The sequence below is a fragment of the Herminiimonas sp. KBW02 genome, from assembly GCF_003852535.1.
In the GTDB taxonomy this organism is placed as follows: Bacteria; Pseudomonadota; Gammaproteobacteria; order Burkholderiales; family Burkholderiaceae_D; genus Oxalicibacterium.
Map to the genome: position 1 here is coordinate 233,316 of NZ_QAJP01000008.1, position 20,314 is coordinate 253,629.

The following is a 20,314-nucleotide window of genomic DNA, read 5'->3' on the forward strand; positions in this document are numbered from 1 at the left end:
CGTTACCAGCCTGCAAGCATACCCGGCAGGTTAGGACGACACAACGCAACGACTCGTAACAGCCAGCCAAGCGTATTGCCAGCCAGCCAGATACCTTCCAGACAGGCTGATCATGATCCCATTCCGACATAACACCGCGGCGTTGCTCGCCGCTTTCATCTCCCATGCAGTTTTCGCACAGACTGCCAGTGACCCGTCCCTGCCGGCCATCTCCGTCACCGCCGACAAAATTGATAACGCGGCACAAAGCGCACATGCCGCACGGCATGAAGCCATCAATCAAAAAACCGTGATTGATGCAGAACAATTGAACCAGTTTGGCGATCAGCCTCTGGGCGATGCAATGCGTCGTTTGCCCGGCGTATCGTTCGATGGCGCCAACCGCGCCCGCGAAATCCAGCTGCGCAATATTGGCCGTGAATATACTCAGGTCACGATCAATGGCCGCCGCATACTGGATGGCAGTTCAGAACGGACAGTACAGGTTGATCGCATTCCCAGCTCCATGGTGGAGCGTATCGAAATCATCCATACACCCCTCGCCAGCCAGGATGCACAGGGTGCTGCAGGTACCGTCAATATCATCCTGAAACAGGGCGGCAAGGCCTTGCCAAATGAAGTCAGTGTCGGCGCCGGTGCCTTGCAGCACAACGGACCGGTAGGGGATGCCACGATTTTCTACACGTTAGGTAATGACAAAATCCGCATGACGCTTACCGGTGGTGTACAACAGCAGCGCCGCTCTGAAAGCCGTGACACGTTTATGAGCAACGCCGGCGGCACCTCCATTAAAGATAGCAAGTTAAATGTCAACAAACGCCGCTTTGAGCAAGCCAACTTCACGCCGCGCATAGACATCAATATCAATCGCAATAACAGCCTGGTTCTGGAACCGTCCTACCTGCGTACAACCGAGTACCGAGACGACACTACTCGCACCCTGGCGGCCGATCGGCAAACCGTTACCCGTCTCGATAACGAAGATCGCAAACGTACCAGGGAAAACAAGGGGCTGTACGGTGCCTGGAAACATCAATTCTCAACGAGTACAGAAATCAATGCATCCTTTGATCGTCAAAGTGCCAGTGAAAACACGACCCGCGATTCCAGGCGTTACGATAATGGTGCATTTAAAGAAGCACGACAACGTTCTGAATCCATAGACCTCGATCTGTTCAAAACCAACATATCGGCAACCACCTCACTTGGAAAACATAAACTGGAATACGGTATCGGCCGGTCGTCGGAAGAACGCGGTGAAGATAACCGCAACAGCACCAATGGCGTGGCGACAGCACCTACCGTGAATCGTCGTTACAACATAAAGGAAGAGATTACCAGTCTCTACATTCAGGACAGCATGCGTTTGCTACCAGGGAATCTGCTGACTATCGGCCTGCGCCAGGAACGTGCTTCCGTCCGTACCCGTGATTTCTTTGGTGCTGCGACAACCAAGAATGACAATGTATTGTTGCCCTCTATCAGTTTGCGTCAGGCATTAAACGAGAGCACTGATTTACGTGCCGGCATAGCCAAAACAGTACGCCGACCTGTCTTGCGCAATCTATCCCCAACTGTCACCACATCCAGCTCTAATTCCTACACAAAACCCGACTCCGGCGGCAATCCCAATGCCTCGCCTGAAAGCATACTCGGCTACGATATCGCAATCGATCATTTCATCGCAGGACGTCAGGGCCTGCTGAGTGCCAAAGGCTTCAAGCGTGACTTCTCCGACAAGCTGGAAAACATCATTGCGCAAGAAGGTACGCGTTATGTGACGCGCCCGCAGAATGGCGGTGATGGCACCATGTACGGCGTGGAACTGGAAGCACGCATCCCCTTCAGTCTGATCGGCGGCTCACGCAATCTCACTTTGTGGTCCAATTTGACCGCCGTCAAAACCAGTCTGGTATCGAAACAGACCGGCGAGAAACGTCGTTTCCTGAATCAACCGGATCGCATCGCCAATCTGGGCATGGACTGGTTTCTGCCTGCGATTAAAACCACACTGGGTGCCAGTGCGAACTACTCCAGCGGCTACGATCAGCATTATCGAATCGCTGATAACAGCTATCGACGCGACAAAGTGGGATCGCTTACACGTTTTGATATGAGTGCGCGTACGCAATTGACGCCACAGACGTCGCTCAACATCTCAGCTTTGAATCTCTTTGCATCCAGGGAAAAAGGCATTACCCAGAAATTCACTACAGCCAACGTGTTAACAGACACGGCATCCATCAGCGAACCTACCTATCGCTCAGTCTACGTACGTCTTTCACACCTGTTCTGATCAGTAAATAAAACCTGATCTGCCGGCAGCCTGATGATCTCGGTGAGAGATCATCAGGCTGCTTTTATTTTGCTTCCTATAAAAGTTATAAAACTGCTTTAAACGCCGCGCGTGCCGCTGTATGCTGTCTGCTATAGGATGACTCATTCACTTGGTGCATCAGGCTATGGCTACCACTAACGATTTCGTTACCAGCGCATCAGCAACCGATCAAGACCGGACAGTTCCGGTCATCCCGCCCTTTGCCGCTCTCGCGGCAGAAGTACCCACTACCGCGACGCCCTTACGCGATGCCATCAGCAGCGCTTATCGGCTGGATGAAGTCAGCGCAGTACAAAACCTGCTTGCGCAAATGCAAAGCAATCCGGCGTTACAAAGTGCCAGCCAGGCACTCGCACAGCAACTCGTGACTGCAGTACGCGCCAAACGCAGCCGCGCGTCCGGCGTCGACGCCCTGATGCATGAATTCTCGCTGTCGTCGGAAGAAGGCATCGCCCTGATGTGCCTGGCTGAAGCGTTGTTACGCATACCTGACCATCAGACTGCAGACCGTCTCATAGCGAACAAAATCAGCCAGGGCGACTGGCAACGCCATCTAGGAACATCGTCCTCGCTCTTCGTCAATGCAGCCAGCTGGGGCTTGCTGATCACCGGAAAATTACTGCACAGCGCCAGCGCAGATGGCTTCGGGGCCGCCCTGACCCGCCTCATCAATAAAGGCGGCGAACCGCTGATACGCAAAGGTGTGGATCTCGCCATGCGTATGCTGGGCAGCCAGTTTGTCGCCGGACAGTCGATAGATGAAGCACTGGAAAACGGTCGTGAACATGAAGAGCACGGCTATCGCTACTCTTACGACATGCTGGGCGAAGCTGCGATAACGGCGGCAGATGCCGATGCTTACTATCAGTCTTATACAGCCGCAATACATGCAATCGGCAAGGCCAGCGGGCAACGCGGCATACGTACAGGCCCCGGCATCTCAGTCAAGCTGTCGGCGTTGCATCCGCGCTATGCGCGCGCGCAACGCACGCGTGTCATGCAGGAGCTGCTACCACGTCTGAAACAGCTGGTACTGCTGGCAAGACAATACGACATCGGTCTCAACATCGATGCGGAAGAAGCAGACCGCCTGGAACTGTCACTGGACCTGATGGAAGCACTGGCGGCTGATGCGGAGCTGGCTGGCTATAATGGCCTGGGCTACGTCGTACAGGCTTATCAGAAGCGCTGCCCTTACGTTATAGACTACCTGACAGACCTGGCTCGTCGCAGCGGCACAAAGTTCATGGTGCGACTGGTCAAGGGCGCGTACTGGGATACTGAAATCAAGCGTGCACAAGTCGATGGCTTGTCCGGCTATCCGGTCTATACGCGGAAAGCGTATACCGACCTCTCTTACCTGGTCTGCGCGCAAAAACTGCTGGCTGCCAGCGATGTTATCTATCCACAATTTGCCACCCACAATGCGCTGACCTTCGCCACCATTTATCAACAGGCGCAGGCCATGCAAGTGACAGACTATGAGTTCCAGTGCCTGCACGGAATGGGCGAGACCTTATACGACCAGATTGTCGGCGCCGAACATTTGAATGTGCCCTGCCGTATCTACGCACCGGTCGGCACACATGAAACCTTGCTGGCCTACCTGGTACGAAGACTGCTGGAGAATGGAGCCAATTCATCATTCGTCAATCAAATCGTCGATGACAACATCAGCATAGCTGAGCTGTTGCAAGACCCGGTCGCACTCGCTGCACAGTTCGCAGGTCAGCCACATCCCGCGCTACCCTTGCCCGCCGATTTGTATGGCACGGAGAGGCGTAACTCAAGCGGTATAGACCTGAGCAATGAACATGCGTTGCGCGCACTCAGCGCCAGCTTAAGTGCATATGGCAAACAGCAATGGCATGCACTCCCGCTGACGGGCGCAGCGATATATGGCGCGGCGATCACGATACGCAATCCGGCAGATCACAGCGATGCAGTCGGCACTGTCGCCCACGCGAACAAACATGATGCCGGGCAGGCAATCGAGTATGCGTTAGCTGGCATGGCTACATGGCAAGCGCACACTGCAGGCCAGCGAGCCACCATCCTGCTACGTGCAGCAGACCTGTTCCAGCAACATACAGACGAATTCATTGCGCTGGCCGTACGAGAAGCTGGCAAAACCTTGTCGAATGCAATCGGCGAAGTGCGTGAAGCTATCGACTTCCTGCGTTACTACAGCGCGCAAGCGATCGCATCGGAAGCAGCCCCGCCGCTAGGAGTAGTCGCCTGCATCAGTCCATGGAATTTCCCATTAGCCATATTCACCGGACAACTCAGTGCAGCGCTAGCGGCAGGCAATGTAGTCCTTGCAAAACCAGCTGAACAGACACCACTGATCGCTTTCCGCGCGGTACAGCTATTGCACCAGGCTGGCGTGCCGGAAAATGCTCTGCTCTTCCTGCCCGGCAATGGCGAAACCATCGGTGCGCAATTGGTCGCGGATGCACGCATCTCAGCCGTCGTCTTCACTGGTTCGACGCAAGTCGCGAAAAGTATCCATCGCAAACTGAACCTACGCAGCATCGCGGAAGCCAGAGATATCCCGCTGATCGCAGAAACCGGCGGCCAAAACGCGATGATCGTGGATTCCTCTGCCTTGTGCGAGCAGGTGGTACGTGACGTCATTACGTCGGCATTCGATAGTGCCGGCCAACGTTGCTCTGCCTTGCGTGTCTTATGCCTGCAAAGCGACATCGCCGGGCAAACCCTGCATATGCTGAAAGGCGCGATGCAGGAACTACAAATCAACCACCCTGATCGCCTGCTGACAGATATAGGGCCGGTGATCGATGCAGAAGCACAAGGACATCTGCGCGCTTACATAGCGCAAAACGCAGATAAAAAAATCCATGAATTAGCTTTACCGGAAACAGCTGCAAACGGCACTTTTGTCGCGCCTTGCATCCTGGAGATAGACAACATCGCCGAATTGAAACGAGAAGTGTTTGGCCCGGTGCTGCATGTACTGCGCTATCAGCGCGACGACTTGCCACAGTTAGTTCGGGACATCAACGCCACCGGTTTCGGTCTGACTCTGGGCATACATACACGCATAGACGAAACCATAGATTACGTCGTGCGCCACGCCCATGTCGGCAATATCTATGTGAACCGCAACATCGTCGGCGCAGTAGTCGGCGTGCAACCATTCGGTGGCGAAGGCTTGTCTGGCACCGGCCCCAAAGCAGGCGGCCCTTTCTATCTGAAACGCCTGCAACATAGCAGTGCCGTGAATATAGAAAAAGCGGATGAAGAGGACAGAGAAGAAGCACGGCACATAGAAACTGCACTGGCGGAATTGCTGACATGGAGTATTCCGCACAAAGAACAAACACTCAGCCAGCTCATCGTCGAATACATACGTACCAGCCCGTCCGGGAAGATCATCCGCTTGCAGGGTGTCACCGGTGAAACCAACACCCTGCGTTTCGCTGCACGCGGTGCAGTCCTGTGCGTAGCTGAGACAACTCCGGCCTTGCTGAATCAATTGCTTGCCGTCTACGCCACCGGAAACCAGGTCGTCTTATTACAAAGTACTGCATTGCTGGTTCCGCCAGATTTTCCTGCGCACTTGCGCGCCAGCATGACTGTCATCGAGCATCAACACGTTGCTAAGGATTTGCGCCTCGCCCTGTTGGAACGCGGACAGCACAAAGCTGATCTGCGCACGGCGCTGGCAGAGCGCGAAGGCGCCATCGTGCAGGTCGTGACGACAGAATTCCCTCTCCCTATCCCGCTGTGGCGTCTCGTCCATGAACGGGCGCTGTGCGTCAATACAACCGCGGCTGGCGGCAATGCCAGCCTGATGACCATAGGCACCTGAGCGCCACATAAAAAAACCCGCCATGTGATGAACATGACGGGCTTTTTATTACTTCATGCAGTTAGGGATGCATTTACATCTTTTTGGTGAACACCAGTTCGCCATCTCTCACATCAAGCGAAATCACATCCTTGGGACCAAACTTCCCTTCCAGGATAGCCTTGGACAAAGGATTTTCGATCTGCTGCTGGATCGCACGTTTCAGGGGGCGTGCGCCATACACAGGATCGAATCCGGCTTCTGCGATTTTCTGCAAAGCGTCTTCGCTCACGTCCATGGACATATCCATGCGTGCCAGGCGTTGCTCCAGCACTTGCAACTGGATCTTCGCAATCGAACCGATGTTCTTCTCATCCAGTGCATGGAAGACCACGATTTCATCGATACGGTTGATGAACTCAGGACGGAAATGACCTTGCACTTCCGCCATGACGGCCATCTTGATCAGCGCAGGCTCATTGCCTTCCATAGCCTGGATCTTGTGCGAACCAAGGTTGGAAGTCATGACGATTACGGTATTCTTGAAGTCCACCGTACGTCCCTGTCCGTCCGTCATACGACCATCATCCAGCACCTGCAGCAAGACGTTGAAGACATCCGGATGCGCCTTCTCGATTTCATCGAGCAGGATCACCGAGTATGGCTTGCGACGTACCGCTTCGGTCAGATAACCACCTTCTTCGTAACCGACATAACCTGGTGGTGCACCGATCAGACGTGCGACCGAATGCTTCTCCATGAATTCACTCATGTCGATACGTATCAGCGACTCCTCGGTATCGAACATGAACGAAGCCAGGGCTTTACACAGTTCGGTTTTACCGACACCGGTAGGCCCGAGGAACATGAACGAACCATAAGGCCGATCAGGATCACCAAGACCTGCACGCGAACGACGGATCGCATCGGAAACCGCAACGATGGCTTCATGCTGGCCGACCACGCGTTTATGCAGCGCATCTTCCATCTGCAATAACTTCTCGCGCTCGCCCGTCATCATGCGCGAGACCGGAATACCGGTAGCACGCGACACGACTTCCGCGATTTCTTCCGCACCGACCTGAGTGCGCACTAGTTGCGGCTTGCCGCCGGATACTTCGCCTTTAACGGCATTCTTCAGTTGCGCTTCCAGTTGTGGCAAGGTGCTGTACTGCAGTTCCGAGACACGCTGCCAATCGCTCTTGCGCGTTGCCTCTTCCATCTGCAGACGGACTTTTTCAATTTCTTCCTTGATCTGCTGGCTGCCCTGGGCAGACGATTTTTCCGCTTTCCAGATTTCTTCCAGATCGGCGTACTCACGCCCCAAACGATCGATTTCTTCCTCGATCAGGGCCAGGCGTTTTTGTGAAGCTTCATCTTTTTCTTTCTTGATCGCTTCACGTTCGATCTTCAACTGGATGACGCGACGATCCAGCTTATCCATTACTTCAGGTTTGGAATCGAGTTCGATCTTGATCTTGGATGCTGCTTCATCGATCAAATCAATCGCCTTATCCGGCAGGAAGCGGTCAGTGATATAGCGATGTGACAATTCAGCCGCCGCGACAATCGCCGGATCGGTGATGTCTACGCCATGATGCAACTCATACTTTTCCTGCAAGCCACGCAGGATAGCGATGGTTGCTTCCACGCTTGGTTCAGCCACGATGATTTTCTGGAAGCGACGTTCCAGTGCAGCATCTTTCTCGATGTATTTGCGGTATTCATCCAGCGTGGTCGCGCCTACGCAATGCAGCTCACCACGTGCCAATGCAGGCTTGAGCATATTGCCGGCATCCATCGCACCTTCGGCCTTGCCTGCGCCAACCAGCGTATGCATTTCATCGATGAAGACGATGGTCTGACCTTCATCTTCGGCCAGCTCGGTCAGAACTGCTTTCAGACGCTCTTCGAATTCGCCGCGATACTTGGCACCTGCCAGCAGCGACGCCATATCCAGCGACAGCACGCGCTTGCCTTTCAGGCTATCCGGTACTTCACCGTTGACGATACGTTGCGCCAGGCCTTCGACGATGGCGGTTTTACCAACACCAGGTTCGCCAATCAGGACCGGATTGTTTTTCGAGCGGCGTTGCAATACCTGGATCGCGCGACGGATCTCGTCGTCACGACCGATAACCGGATCCAGCTTGCCGATACGGGCACGTTCGGTCAGATCCAGCGTGTATTTTTTCAGGGCTTCGCGCTGGCCTTCGCCATCTGCCGAATCCACTTTTGAACTGCCACGCACGGCCTTAATTGCGGCTTCCAGCGCTTTGCGCGTCAGGCCGTTTTCACGTGCAATTTTGCCGGCTTCCGATTTGTCTTCGGTCAGCGCCAGCAAGACCATTTCGGTAGCGATGAACTGGTCGCCGTGCAGTTGCGACTCTTTGTCAGCCAGGTTCAGCAGCGAGCTGAGATCCCGCCCTATCTGTACTTCACCGCCGTTGCCGGAAACCTTGGGCAGGCGATCCAGTGCGCTGCGCAGCGCGGTGGTCATGCCATTGATGTTGGCACCGGCACGCTGCAACAGCGAACGCGTGCTGCTGTCATCCTGACTTAACAGGGCGACCAGTACGTGTATCGGTTCTATATATTGATTGTCGTTACCGACTGCATGGCTTTGCGCATCAGCGAGCGCTTCCTGCAGCTTGGTAGTTAGTTTATCGAGACGCATTGCATACTCTCCAAAGAAGAATTCATTAATGGAAAGAAAATTGGGTCAAGCAACTACTTTTCAAGCGGGAGATGGTGGAATAGCTGTAATAAGCCCGCAGTATGGCCCCAAATGGGCAGAAATCGTGGAAAAAGACGCGATATCAGGTGATACAGCTGCAATCAGATTCCAGGCCAGTCCAAACGCGGCTGGCAGCGTCCATAGTAGTCTATGCCGCGAATGCGCGGTAGGTGGCAAAACCGGCAATACAGCAGGCGATCGAGCCAACTAGGTGCAGCGTGGTATGCGCCAGTGCCCACATATAATCACCGCGCTGCAGTAGCAGCACAGCTTCGGCCGAGAAGGTAGAGAAAGTTGTCAGGCCGCCGAGGAAACCGGTGATGGCAAACAGGCGCCATTCCGGCGGCACGCCCGGATGGCCGCTGAAGAAGGCAACCGCCAGACCGATCAGATAACCGCCGATCAGGTTGGCCACCAGCGTACCTAGGGGTACGAAATTATTGACTGCATTGAACCAGAGACCCAGCCCCCACCGCAGCCATGCCCCCAGTGCTGCACCGAGGCCGACTGCGAGCCAGCTCACTTGCCTGCTCCTGTCGCAGTGTCAGGCAGCTTCCATTTGGCTAATGCGGTGTCGTCGGTGGTACGGGCATCAACCCAGCGCGCGCCTTGTGGAGTTTGCTCTTTCTTCCAGAACGGCGCGTCGGTTTTCAGGTAATCGATGATGAATTCGCAAGCGGAAAACGCCTCACCGCGATGCGCAGAAGTAACCGCAACCAGCACGATTTGCTCGAGCGGCAGCAAAGGTCCGATGCGATGGATCACCAGCGCATCAAAGATCGGCCAGCGTGCCTTCGCCTGCTCAACGATGTTTTGCAAGGCTTTTTCCGTCATGCCGGGATAATGTTCCAGCTCCATTTCGGCCACGCTGGAGCCATCATTCATGTCGCGTACAGTACCGATAAAGGTTACGACTGCGCCGACCTGCGGACTATTTGCGCGCAAGGCAGCGACTTCCTGGCTGACATCAAAATCTTCGGTTTGTACACGTACTGGCATCTGCTCTGCTCCGTCTGATCAGCCGCCGGTTACCGGAGGGAAGAAAGCGACTTCACTGCCGTCTTCAATTGCGGTGTCAGCACCTGTCATTTCCTGATTGTAAGCCATGCGCAGGGGGCGGCTGTCCGCCAGTGCTTCAGCCCAGACGCCGCCGCGTTCACGCAGGAAGGCGCGCACATCGCCGACGGTTTTAACGGTGGCAGGCACGGTGACTGATTCTTGCGCCACCTTCAGCGCTTCACGTACGCTGGCAAAAAAACGAAGTTGAATATTCATATCACTATCAGTACATCAAATCGCTGAATGAAATAAAGCGCACGGTATCGCCAGCCGCTATCGTCTTGCCCGGCGGATGATCGATCAGGCCGTCGCCCCACACGGTAGAAGTCAATACACCGGAACTCTGGTTAGGGAATAAATCGAGGCCACCTTCGGCATTAATCTTCGCACGCAGGAACTCATTGCGCTTGTCGGCTTTGTTCAGGTTGAAATCGGCGCGCATCGGATAGACCTTGGGCCGCACGTTGTCCACACCTTGCAGACGCAAGATAAATGGTCGCACAAACAGCATGAAGGTGACGAAACTCGACACCGGATTGCCCGGCAAACCGAGGAAGTAGGCGGTACCAGTCTTGGCGCCACGATGCACTTCTCCGAATGCCAGCGGCTTGCCCGGTTTGACGGCTATCTGCCACATATTCAAATGGCCTTCGGCTTCGACCGCAGGCTTGATGTGATCTTCTTCACCGACAGAAACCCCACCGGAAGTAATGATCAGGTCATTTTCAGCTGCGGCACGGCGCAAGGTATCGCGCGTTGCGGCCAGCGTATCCGGCACGATACCGAAATCGCTGATGTCGCAACCGAGGTTTTCCAGCAGGCCACGCAGCGTAAAGCGGTTGGAATTATAGATAGCGCCTGGTTTCAGCACTTCGCCCGGCATCGCCAGTTCATCACCGGTAAAGAAAACAGCAACGCGCAGCTTGCGCACCACCGGCAATTGCGCCAGACCCACCGAAGCTGCCAGACCCAGTTCCTGCGCCCGCAAGCGCTGACCTGCAGTCAGGATGGTGCTGCCAGCACGGATATCTTCACCGGCACGACGTATCCATTCGCCCGAGACTGGACTGTGTTTAACCGTTACCAGATCGCCGTCCGCATCCTTGGATGCTACGCACACTTCCTGCATAACAACCGCATCAGCGCCTTGCGGAATCATGGCGCCGGTAAAAATGCGCGCGGCACATCCGGCTGCCAAAGGCTGGCCGACATGTCCGGCAGGAATACGCTGACTGACGCGCAAGACCGCTGTACCACTGGCGCAATCGGCTGCACGCACAGCGTAACCATCCATCGACGTGTTATCGACTGGCGGCACATTCAGTTGCGACTCCTGTGCGACGGCCAGGATGCGACCATTCGCATCCAGCGTAGCCAGGGTTTCAGTCTCGGTAATTTTTTGGGCGGAGGAAAGCAGGAAGTCGAGGGCTTCGGCCACACTCAACATCGGTTTAGGTTCACTCATGCTGGGCTCGCTAATGGTTCATAGGACGATAGTAAGCGGAAACATTGCATTCCGCTTGCCCTGTCGATTGCCGCGCTCGGTCTGTAATCCCGGTATTACAGACCTGTATGCGTAGCGATGAAGCTCTTCATCTGGTTAACATCCGCAGGCATGACTTCAAAACGCTGCGGCAAGTCTTCAATATTTTCAAAACCGGCCGGGCGGTCAGCATCACGTCCCAGCGCTTCGCGTATGGTTTCGTTGAACTTGGCCGGCAATGCCGTTTCCAGCACGATCATGGTGACACCCGGCGTCAGGTGCTCACGTGCAACTTTGACGCCATCTGCAGTATGCGTGTCTATCATCAGGTCGTACTTGTTCTGCAGGTCGCGGATGGTAGCGACACGATCGCTGTGCGTCGATTTGCCGGAAGCAAAACCAAACTTCGCAATATTCTTGAACTCATCTCCGTCGCTGCCCGGTTTGCCGGACAGATCAAAGCCGCCATGCGTTTCCACTTTCTGGAACAAGGCACGCACACGATCGCCATCACGATTGAGCAGGTCATAGACGAAGCGCTCGAAGTTGGACGCCTTGCTGATATCCATACTCGGGCTGGTGGTGTGATAAGTCTCAGCCGATTTACGTACGCGATACACACCGGTGCGGAAGAACTCATCCAGCACATCGTTTTCATTGGTCGCTGCGACCAGCTTATCAATAGGCAAGCCCATCATGCGTGCGATATGGCCTGCGCAGATATTGCCAAAATTACCGGATGGTACGGTGAATGATACTTTTTGTTCGTTGCTGGTGGTCGCGCTCAGGTAACCGCGGAAGTAGTAGATCACTTGCGCCACGACGCGCGCCCAGTTGATCGAATTCACGGTACCGATTTTTTGTTGTTGCTTGAAGCTGTGATCGTTCGAAACTGCCTTGACCATATCCTGGCAATCATCGAATACGCCTTCGACCGCGATGTTGAAAATGTTCGGGTCTTGCAGGCTAAACATTTGCGCAGTCTGGAACGCACTCATTTTTTTGTGCGGCGACAGCATGAAGACACGTATGCCCTTCTTACCGCGCATCGCGTACTCGGCCGCGCTGCCGGTATCGCCGGAAGTGGCGCCAAAGATATTCAATTCGGCGTGTTGCTTGGCCAGTGTGTATTCGAACAGGTTGCCCAGCAATTGCATAGCCATGTCCTTGAAGGCCAGCGTCGGGCCGTTCGACAAGGCTTGCAATACCAGTTTGCTGCCATTCTTTTCTTCTACCGTACGCAAAGGTGTGATGCGCGCAGCTTCTTCGCCATGACGCACATTGCGATACACATCGGCGGTATAGGTTTTATGCACCAGTGCCTTAAGGTCGGCATCCGGAATATCGGTCGCGAACTTGCGCAGCACTTCATAAGCCAGGTCGGCGTACGACAGGGTGCGCCAGGCATCCAGCTCAGCGTCACTGACCTGCGGGTAAGTCTCAGGCAGATACAAACCACCGTCAGGCGCCAGACCGCCCAGCAAAATTTCAGAAAACGACTGTGCCGGCGCCAGGCCGCGAGTGGAAATGTATTGCATAGAGTAATTGACTTGGTTGGTGGCCGACTTGCTCAGGAAACAGGATGATACCTGCAAGGCAGCACATTACATACAGGGCACTATTATAGCGTCCGGAACAGGCGTAGGGAGCAGAACAGGGAGAGTTGCCCGGGGCAGGCGAGCCAATTTCGATGAAATCAGCCGAATCAGCGATAAAGTTCGGGATAAACAGACACGCTGAAGCCGGATTTAGCCGGCTTCAGCGCTGATGACAGCAGGATCAGCTCAGGTGTTCCAGGCGGATCTTGGTCACTTTGCCGATAACGGTAGGCAAGGCTTCGATTTTCTTGATCGCTGCCTCGACGTTCTTCTCTTGCGTCTGGTGCGTCAGCATGATGATGTCGGTCTGGGTTTCACCCAGCGCTGGTTCCTTTTGCAACATGGCGTCGATCGAAATCGTCGAGTCCGCCAGGATGCTGGTGACATTTGCCAACACGCCCAGTTTATCCGCCACATGCATGCGCAGGTAGTAGCTGGTAGTGACTTCCGAAATCGGCAGAATAGGCGTATCAGCCATCGCATTAGGCTGGAATGCCAGATGCGGTACGCGATGCGCTGGTTCTGCATCAGCCAGGCGGGCGATATCGACCAGATCGGCAATCACAGCCGATGCGGTAGGCTCGGCGCCTGCGCCCTTGCCATAGTACAAAGTCGCGCCAACGGCGTCGCCCTGCACCAGCACAGCATTCATCGCACCTTCGACGTTCGCGATCAGGCGCTTGGCCGGGATCAGGGTCGGATGCACGCGCAATTCGATGCCTTGCGGTGTGCGCTTGGCGATGCCGAGCAATTTGATGCGATAACCGAGTTGTTCCGCATAACGGATGTCAACTGCTTCCAGCTTGGTGATGCCTTCCACGTGTGCCTTGTCGAACTGCACCGGGATGCCGAATGCAATCGCCGACATCAGGGTCGCCTTGTGCGCAGCGTCCACGCCTTCGATATCGAAGGTAGGATCGGCCTCGGCATAACCCAGGCGTTGCGCTTCTTTCAGAACGGTGTCGAAATCCAGGCCCTTGTCACGCATTTCGGACAGGATGAAGTTGGTGGTGCCGTTGATGATGCCGGCGATCCATTCGATGCGGTTAGCGGTCAGACCTTCACGCAAAGCCTTGATGATAGGAATGCCGCCAGCTACTGCCGCTTCATACGCAACCATCACGCCTTTGTCTTGCGCAGCTTTGAAAATTTCATCGCCGTGGGTCGCCAGCAAAGCCTTGTTCGCAGTGACCACGTGCTTACCGTTGGCGATCGCTTTCAACACCAGGTCTTTCGCAATGCCGTAGCCACCAATCAGCTCAACCACGATATCAATGTCAGGGTTAGAAACAAGCAGATTGCCGTCGTTCACCACTTCACAATGCGAACCAACCAATTCCTTGGCGCGTGCGACATCCAGATCGGCCACCATCACGATTTCAATACCATGACCAGCGCGACGGGAAATTTCTTCCTGGTTACGCTTCAGAACATTGAATGTACCTGCACCGACGGTGCCGATTCCTAACAAGCCAACTTTGATGGATTTCATAATCTCTGTATAAATAATGTCACATGAAAAACAGCGCTCTCCAAAACGGAGAGCGTGGTGACTGAAATAGAGTCCGGGGCTTAGCCCAGGCGCTTGCGATAGCCTTCAAGGAAATGCGCGATTCGTCCGATCGCGACCGTCAGATCGTCCGAATTCGGCAAGAATACTACCCTGAAATGGTCGGTCGTCGGGCAATTGAAGCCCGTACCCTGCACGATCAATACGCTTTCTTCTGCCAGCAATTGATGTGCGAAGTCCTGATCGTCCTTGATCGGATACATCTTCGGATCAAGGCGCGGGAACATGTACAAGGCCGATTTAGGCTTGACGCAGGTCACACCCGGGATCTCGGTCAGCAGCTTGTGCGCGAGGTCGCGCTGGCGCAGCAAACGGCCGCCCGGTGCGACCAGATCGTTGATGCTCTGGTAACCACCCAGCGCAGTCTGAATTGCGTATTGCCCCGGCACGTTGGCGCACAGACGCATCGAAGCCAGCATGTTCAGGCCTTCGATGTAATCACGCGCATGGCGTTTTTCACCGGAAACCACCATCCAGCCGGCGCGATAGCCGCAAGAACGGTAGTTTTTCGACAAGCCGTTGAAGGTGATGAACAACACATCATCCGCCAGCGATGCCAGCGATGTGTGCGTGTTGCCGTCGTACAGCACCTTGTCATAGATTTCATCTGCAAACACAATCAGTTGATGCTGACGCGCAACTTCAACGATCTGTTCCAGCAGCTCGACCGGATACAGTGCACCGGTCGGATTGTTCGGGTTGATGACGACGATCGCCTTGGTATTCGAATTGATCTTGCTCTTGATGTCTTCGATGTCCGGGAACCAGTCTGCCTGCTCATCGCAGACATAGTGCACCGGCTTGCCGCCGGACAAGCTGACTGCCGCCGTCCACAGCGGATAGTCAGGCGATGGCACCAGTACTTCGTCACCGGTATTGAGCAAGGCATTCATGCTCATGACGATCAGCTCGGACGCACCGTTACCGAGGTAAATATCATCGATAGTCACGCCGGTAATTTTCTTTTCCTGCGTGTAGTGCATGATCGCCTTACGCGGCGCAAACAAACCTTTGGAATCCGTGTAGCCCGAGGCGTTCGACATATTGCGGATCATGTCTTGCACGATCTCGTCTGGCGCATCGAAACCGAATACGGCGAGGTTGCCGATATTCAGCTTGATAATCTTGTGACCGTCTTCTTCCATTTGCCGCGCTTTTTCGAGCACGGGGCCGCGAATGTCGTAGCAAACATCATCCAGTTTTTTCGATTTTTGAATCGGTCGCACAGCTACTGTTCCTTGTGAATTTCAGAACTTGTCTTTACTAAGCTCTAATTGAAACGCCTGCTCCCTGCTATCTGTAGCCGCAGAGTATAGGCCTAGGGGCAAGCGAAAAATGACGGTGGCAATGGTGCACCGCGAAAGAGATCCATTTTGCCGAAAGGAAGCGATTTTATCAATCGATAAAGGCTGCTTTAAAGCTGAAAACGTTACAATAAGCCTTCTTTACCATCCAATTATTCGGAAACCTGCGGAAACCCGCTCCGACTCTCGACCGCCAAGCCATGAAGTTACACAGCACCGCTACCCAGCAATACCAGACCGTCACCTCGTATGATGAAAATGGCATTGAAATCAATTTAATCCCATTCAATTACAGTCTGGTCGTATTACCTGAAATCAAGCCGACTGCGTGGCCGGTGACTTCGTTCGACGCGCTGACGGCAGAGAATTTCGAGCAAATCAATGCCGTCGCACCGGATGTCGTCATCCTCGGTACAGGCGCCACGCAGCGCTTCGTCCACCCACGCCTGACCGCCTCGCTCACGTCCCGCCGTATCGGCGTCGAATGCATGGATAACCAGGCTGCCTGCCGCACCTACAACATCCTCATGGCCGAAGGCCGCAAGGTCGCACTGGCACTGATCCTGTAAGGCTGAGGCAAGCTGCAGGGATTAAACTCGATCACATTGCGAGCAGAACCAAGTCGGGAAATAATTGTCTTTTCAATAGTGCCCGACCTGTCTTAACGAATATTTCACGCATGAAATTAAATTAATTTCATTGCTTGAAGGATAAAAACTCGCCCCCATCTGTGTGCTCGGCCGTATTGCTCATTACGTATTTTTCCCATGCGTACGCCGAACTGGCAGCAAATCGATCGACCATCAGCCCTGCGCCTGCAGCGCTGCACTATCGGCAGAGAAAGTGAGATAAATGGATCAAGCCACTCCTGTAGCAGAACGCCCTTCTGCCCTGAACAAAATCGTACCGGATTTTTCCGCGCCCATGACTGGCGAGCAGACCTTTCAACTCGCTGATTACAAAGGGAAAAAGATCGTCCTGTACTTCTACCCGAAGGACAATACGCCGGGTTGCACCACTGAAGGCATACACTTCCGCGATCTCCATGAGCAATTCCGCGCCGCCAATGCAGAAGTGTTCGGTGTCAGCCGCGACAGCCTGCGTTCGCATGAAGGTTTCAAGACCAAGCTGGCACTGCCCTTCGAACTGATTTCCGACCCGGACGAAACGCTGTGCACCATGTTCGATGTCATGAAGATGAAAAATATGTATGGCAAAAAAGTACGCGGTATTGAACGCTCTACTTTTATTATTGACGAGTCAGGTAAATTGGTGAAAGAATGGCGTGGAGTGAAAGTGCCTGGACACATCGATGACGTACTGGAGTTTGTGAAGGCTCTTGCTTAGGTTTGCAAAACCCATTGAATTCAAAAGAATTTTTCTCGAAGAAAGCCGTTTGCGGATTAGGCCATGAGCCTTCCCAAACGGCTTTTTTACTTTTTGATTTGTACACCCTCATCCTGTCGGCATTTTCTTTTGCTGTTTTTTCTGTCCTACAACGATTTTCTGTGCCTGCATCACCGTTAGTACCCGTTGTAAATGTTCTCAAACTTTCTAGATCGAGGTCCTGATGCCCCTGCCTAAACTACCGACCAAGCCTGCCGCATTGCTGTCACCGCAAGACTATCCGAAGGCGGATAAGGACAAGATTGTCAAATCGCTGACTCTGATTGAACCGGTAGCACGCAAAACCGAAGCAGCCCCAGCCCCGACGCCTGTCCGCGCGAAAATCGCAGACAAAGCCCCGGCTACCAAACCGCGCGCCGCATCCTCTGCACAAACCGTCGCGCTGGCACCAAAATCCGGCACCCGTCGTCCAACTGATAAATCCGGCGTCACCAAGCTCTTTGTCCTCGACACCAACGTCCTGATGCATGATCCGACTTCGCTGTTCCGCTTCGAGGAACACGACGTCTATCTGCCGATGATGACGCTGGAAGAACTCGACGATCACAAGAAGGGGATGTCCGAAGTCGCACGCAGCGCCCGCCAGGTATCCCGTTCGCTGGACGCCCTGGTTAGCGGTGTGGAAGAAAACGCGATAGACGAAGGTATCCCGCTGTCCAAACTGGGCAACAAGGATGCCAAAGGTCGTTTGTTCTTCCAGACCAAGCTGCAAAACGTCTCGCTGCCGGAAGGCCTGCCTATGGGCAAAGCCGACAACCAGATCCTCGGCGTGGTACGTGCACTGGAAGCCCAGTATCCGGGCCGTGCCATCGTGCTGGTATCGAAAGATATCAACATGCGCATCAAGGCACGCGCCATGGGCCTGCCGGCAGAAGAGTACCTGAACGACCACGTACTGGAAGATACCGACCTGCTCTACTCCGGCATCATGCAATTGCCGGACGACTTCTGGATCAAGCATGCGAAAGGCATGGAATCCTGGCAGGAAAACAAACACGGTACCGGCTACACCTTCTACCGCCTGAGCGGCCCGGTCGTGCCTTCGATGCTGGTCAATCAGTTTGTCTTCATGGAACCGCAAAACGGCGAAGCGTCGTTCTACGGCCAGGTGCGACAAATCAATGGCAAGACCGCAGTCATCCAGACCTTGCGTGACTATGCACACACCAAGAACAGCGTCTGGGGCGTCACGGCGCGCAACCGCGAGCAGAACTTCGCCCTGAACCTGTTGATGGATCCTGAGTGCGACTTCGTCACCCTGCTGGGTCAGGCCGGTACCGGTAAAACCTTGCTGGCACTTGCTGCCGGCCTGGCGCAGGTACTGGAAACCAAGCTCTACAGCGAAATCATCGTGACTCGCGTCACGGTGCCGGTCGGTGAAGACATCGGCTTCCTGCCTGGCACGGAGGAAGAGAAAATGTCGCCATGGATGGGCGCATTCGACGACAACCTGGAAGTGCTGAACAAGTCCGACAATGATGCAGGCGAATGGGGTCGCGCAGCAACGCAAGATCTGATCCGCTCACGCATCAAAATCAAGTCGCTCAACTTCATGCGCGGCCGTACCTTCGTCAACAAATTCCTCATCATCGATGAAGCGCAAAACCTGACGCCGAAACAAATGAAAACCCTGGTCACCCGTGCAGGTCCGGGCACCAAAATCATCTGTCTCGGTAACATCGCTCAGATCGATACGCCATACCTGACCGAAGGTTCGAGCGGTTTGACCTATGTGGTCGATCGCTTCAAGGGTTGGGGTCATAGTGGCCATGTCACCCTGGCACGCGGCGAACGTTCCCGTCTGGCGGATCACGCCAGTGAGGTGTTGTAAGCATTACCTTGCTTCGGTACTGACAAAAAAGCCCGCATCAGCGGGCTTTTTTATTAAACGAGCATGATTACAAAATCATCGTTCCCAACCACCATGCAATCGCAGCCATAAACGCCGCAGCCGGAATGGTGAAGATCCAGGCCCAGATGATGTTACCCGCTACACCCCAGCGCACAGCCGACATCTTGCGCGAAGCACCGACGCCAACAATCGCACCCGTAATCGTGTGCGTAGTCGAAACCGGCACACCCAGCGCAGTCGCCAGGAACAGGGTAATCGCGCCACCGGTTTCAGCGCAGAAGCCGCCGACTGGTTTGAGCTTGGTGATTTTCTGACCCATGGTTTTCACGATACGCCAGCCGCCAAACAAGGTGCCCAGGCTAATCGCGCTGTAGCAGCTGATGACTACCCACCATGGCAACGGATCTTCAGCCGTGGTCGCACCAGCGGCGATCAACAGCATCCAGATGATGCCCATGGTTTTTTGCGCATCATTACCACCGTGACCCAGGCTGTACATCGCTGCCGACACCAGCTGCAGGCGCCGGAACCAGCGATCCACATTGCGCGGCGTCGATCTGACAAAGAGCCATGACACCAGCACCATCATCAGCGAACCAAAGAGGAAGCCAAGCAACGGCGACAAGACGATGAAGGCGATGATTTTGATCAGGCCGGACGCGATGAGTGCGTCGGTACCGGCTTTAGCTACCGCAGCACCAACCAGGCCGCCGATCAGGGCGTGCGACGAGGACGACGGCAAACCGAAGTACCAGGTCACGACGTTCCAGACAATGGCGCCGACCAGCGCACCAAAGACGACGTAGTGATCAATCACGATAGGGTCTATCGTGCCCTTGCCTATCATCGATGCGACTTTCAGGTGGAATACACCAATCGCGATGAAGTTGAAAAAGGCTGCCATCATGACCGCGGTCTGCGGTTTCAGGACGCCGGTAGAAACGACCGTCGCGATCGCATTTGCCGCGTCATGAAAGCCATTCATGAAATCGAAGACCAAAGCCAATATGATCAAAAAGGCCAGGACATAAAAGCTCATGTGAAGAGTTTGCATGGATATTTATTTCTTGTTGATTCTGCGTACGTCGCGGACAAATACGTCAGCAACCGCGAAACTTTATGGCACAGCCTTGCACGTTCAGACACCTGCGC

General features: G+C 54.5%; 14 protein-coding genes. 5 read left to right on the forward strand and 9 right to left on the reverse strand.

Annotated elements, in window-relative coordinates; all coding sequences use genetic code 11:
* Positions 1-112 precede the first annotated feature (112 nt).
* Both DBR37_RS14370 and putA read left to right on the forward strand, forming a co-directional pair.
* Positions 113-2,296, forward strand: a complete 2,184-nt coding sequence (locus DBR37_RS14370; RefSeq protein WP_124575167.1) for a TonB-dependent siderophore receptor — start codon at positions 113-115, stop codon at positions 2,294-2,296.
* Positions 2,297-2,462: 166 nt separating this feature from the next.
* Complete coding sequence (gene putA, locus DBR37_RS14375) at positions 2,463-6,173, forward strand: bifunctional proline dehydrogenase/L-glutamate gamma-semialdehyde dehydrogenase PutA (RefSeq protein WP_124575168.1); 3,711 nt, start codon at positions 2,463-2,465, stop codon at positions 6,171-6,173.
* Positions 6,174-6,246: 73 nt separating this feature from the next.
* Here putA and clpB read toward each other — a convergent pair whose 3' ends face one another.
* The 8 genes from clpB to DBR37_RS14415 form a co-directional block, all read right to left on the reverse strand.
* Positions 6,247-8,829 carry an ATP-dependent chaperone ClpB gene (gene clpB / locus DBR37_RS14380; protein ID WP_124575169.1) on the reverse strand — a complete coding sequence of 861 codons (2,583 nt, stop codon included), beginning with the start codon at positions 8,827-8,829 and terminating at the stop codon, positions 6,247-6,249.
* 208 nt (positions 8,830-9,037) lie between these two features.
* Positions 9,038-9,412, reverse strand: coding sequence for a fluoride efflux transporter CrcB (gene crcB, locus DBR37_RS14385; RefSeq protein ID WP_124575170.1), 375 nt, complete (start codon positions 9,410-9,412; stop codon positions 9,038-9,040).
* The gene (moaE, locus tag DBR37_RS14390; RefSeq protein WP_124575171.1) at positions 9,409-9,888 is read right to left on the reverse strand and encodes a molybdopterin synthase catalytic subunit MoaE; all 480 of its coding nucleotides are present in this window, start codon (positions 9,886-9,888) and stop codon (positions 9,409-9,411) included. Before moaE ends, crcB begins: the two co-directional genes overlap by 4 nt.
* An 18-nt stretch (positions 9,889-9,906) precedes the next feature.
* Positions 9,907-10,164, reverse strand: coding sequence for a molybdopterin converting factor subunit 1 (moaD, locus tag DBR37_RS14395; protein ID WP_124575172.1), 258 nt, complete (start codon positions 10,162-10,164; stop codon positions 9,907-9,909).
* Between the two features lie 7 nt (positions 10,165-10,171).
* Entirely contained in the window at positions 10,172-11,413 is a 1,242-nt protein-coding gene (gene glp, locus DBR37_RS14400; RefSeq protein WP_124575173.1) for a gephyrin-like molybdotransferase Glp, read from the reverse strand.
* A 95-nt stretch (positions 11,414-11,508) separates the two neighbouring features.
* Positions 11,509-12,969, reverse strand: a complete 1,461-nt coding sequence (gene thrC / locus DBR37_RS14405; RefSeq protein ID WP_124575174.1) for a threonine synthase — start codon at positions 12,967-12,969, stop codon at positions 11,509-11,511.
* Between the two features lie 241 nt (positions 12,970-13,210).
* Positions 13,211-14,521, reverse strand: a complete 1,311-nt coding sequence (locus tag DBR37_RS14410; RefSeq protein ID WP_124575175.1) for a homoserine dehydrogenase — start codon at positions 14,519-14,521, stop codon at positions 13,211-13,213.
* A gap of 80 nt (positions 14,522-14,601) precedes the next feature.
* Positions 14,602-15,825, reverse strand: coding sequence for a pyridoxal phosphate-dependent aminotransferase (locus DBR37_RS14415; protein ID WP_124575176.1), 1,224 nt, complete (start codon positions 15,823-15,825; stop codon positions 14,602-14,604).
* Between the two features lie 278 nt (positions 15,826-16,103).
* Between DBR37_RS14415 and DBR37_RS14420 the strand changes: the two genes are divergently transcribed.
* From DBR37_RS14420 to DBR37_RS14430, 3 genes are all read left to right on the forward strand, one after another.
* Positions 16,104-16,472 (forward strand): Mth938-like domain-containing protein, encoded by a 369-nt coding sequence (locus DBR37_RS14420; protein WP_124575177.1) that lies wholly within the window; start codon positions 16,104-16,106, stop codon positions 16,470-16,472.
* Positions 16,473-16,755: 283 nt separating this feature from the next.
* A complete protein-coding gene (locus DBR37_RS14425) occupies positions 16,756-17,250 on the forward strand; it encodes a peroxiredoxin (protein ID WP_124575178.1) in 495 nt (164 codons plus the stop codon).
* Between the two features lie 223 nt (positions 17,251-17,473).
* Complete coding sequence (locus DBR37_RS14430; protein WP_199739127.1) at positions 17,474-19,141, forward strand: PhoH family protein; 1,668 nt, start codon at positions 17,474-17,476, stop codon at positions 19,139-19,141.
* A 67-nt stretch (positions 19,142-19,208) separates the two neighbouring features.
* On the opposite strand, the gene DBR37_RS14435 is transcribed toward DBR37_RS14430, so the two are convergent.
* Positions 19,209-20,216: an inorganic phosphate transporter gene (locus DBR37_RS14435; protein WP_124575179.1), complete on the reverse strand. Its 1,008-nt coding sequence runs from the start codon at positions 20,214-20,216 to the stop codon at positions 19,209-19,211.
* Positions 20,217-20,314 lie beyond the last annotated feature (98 nt).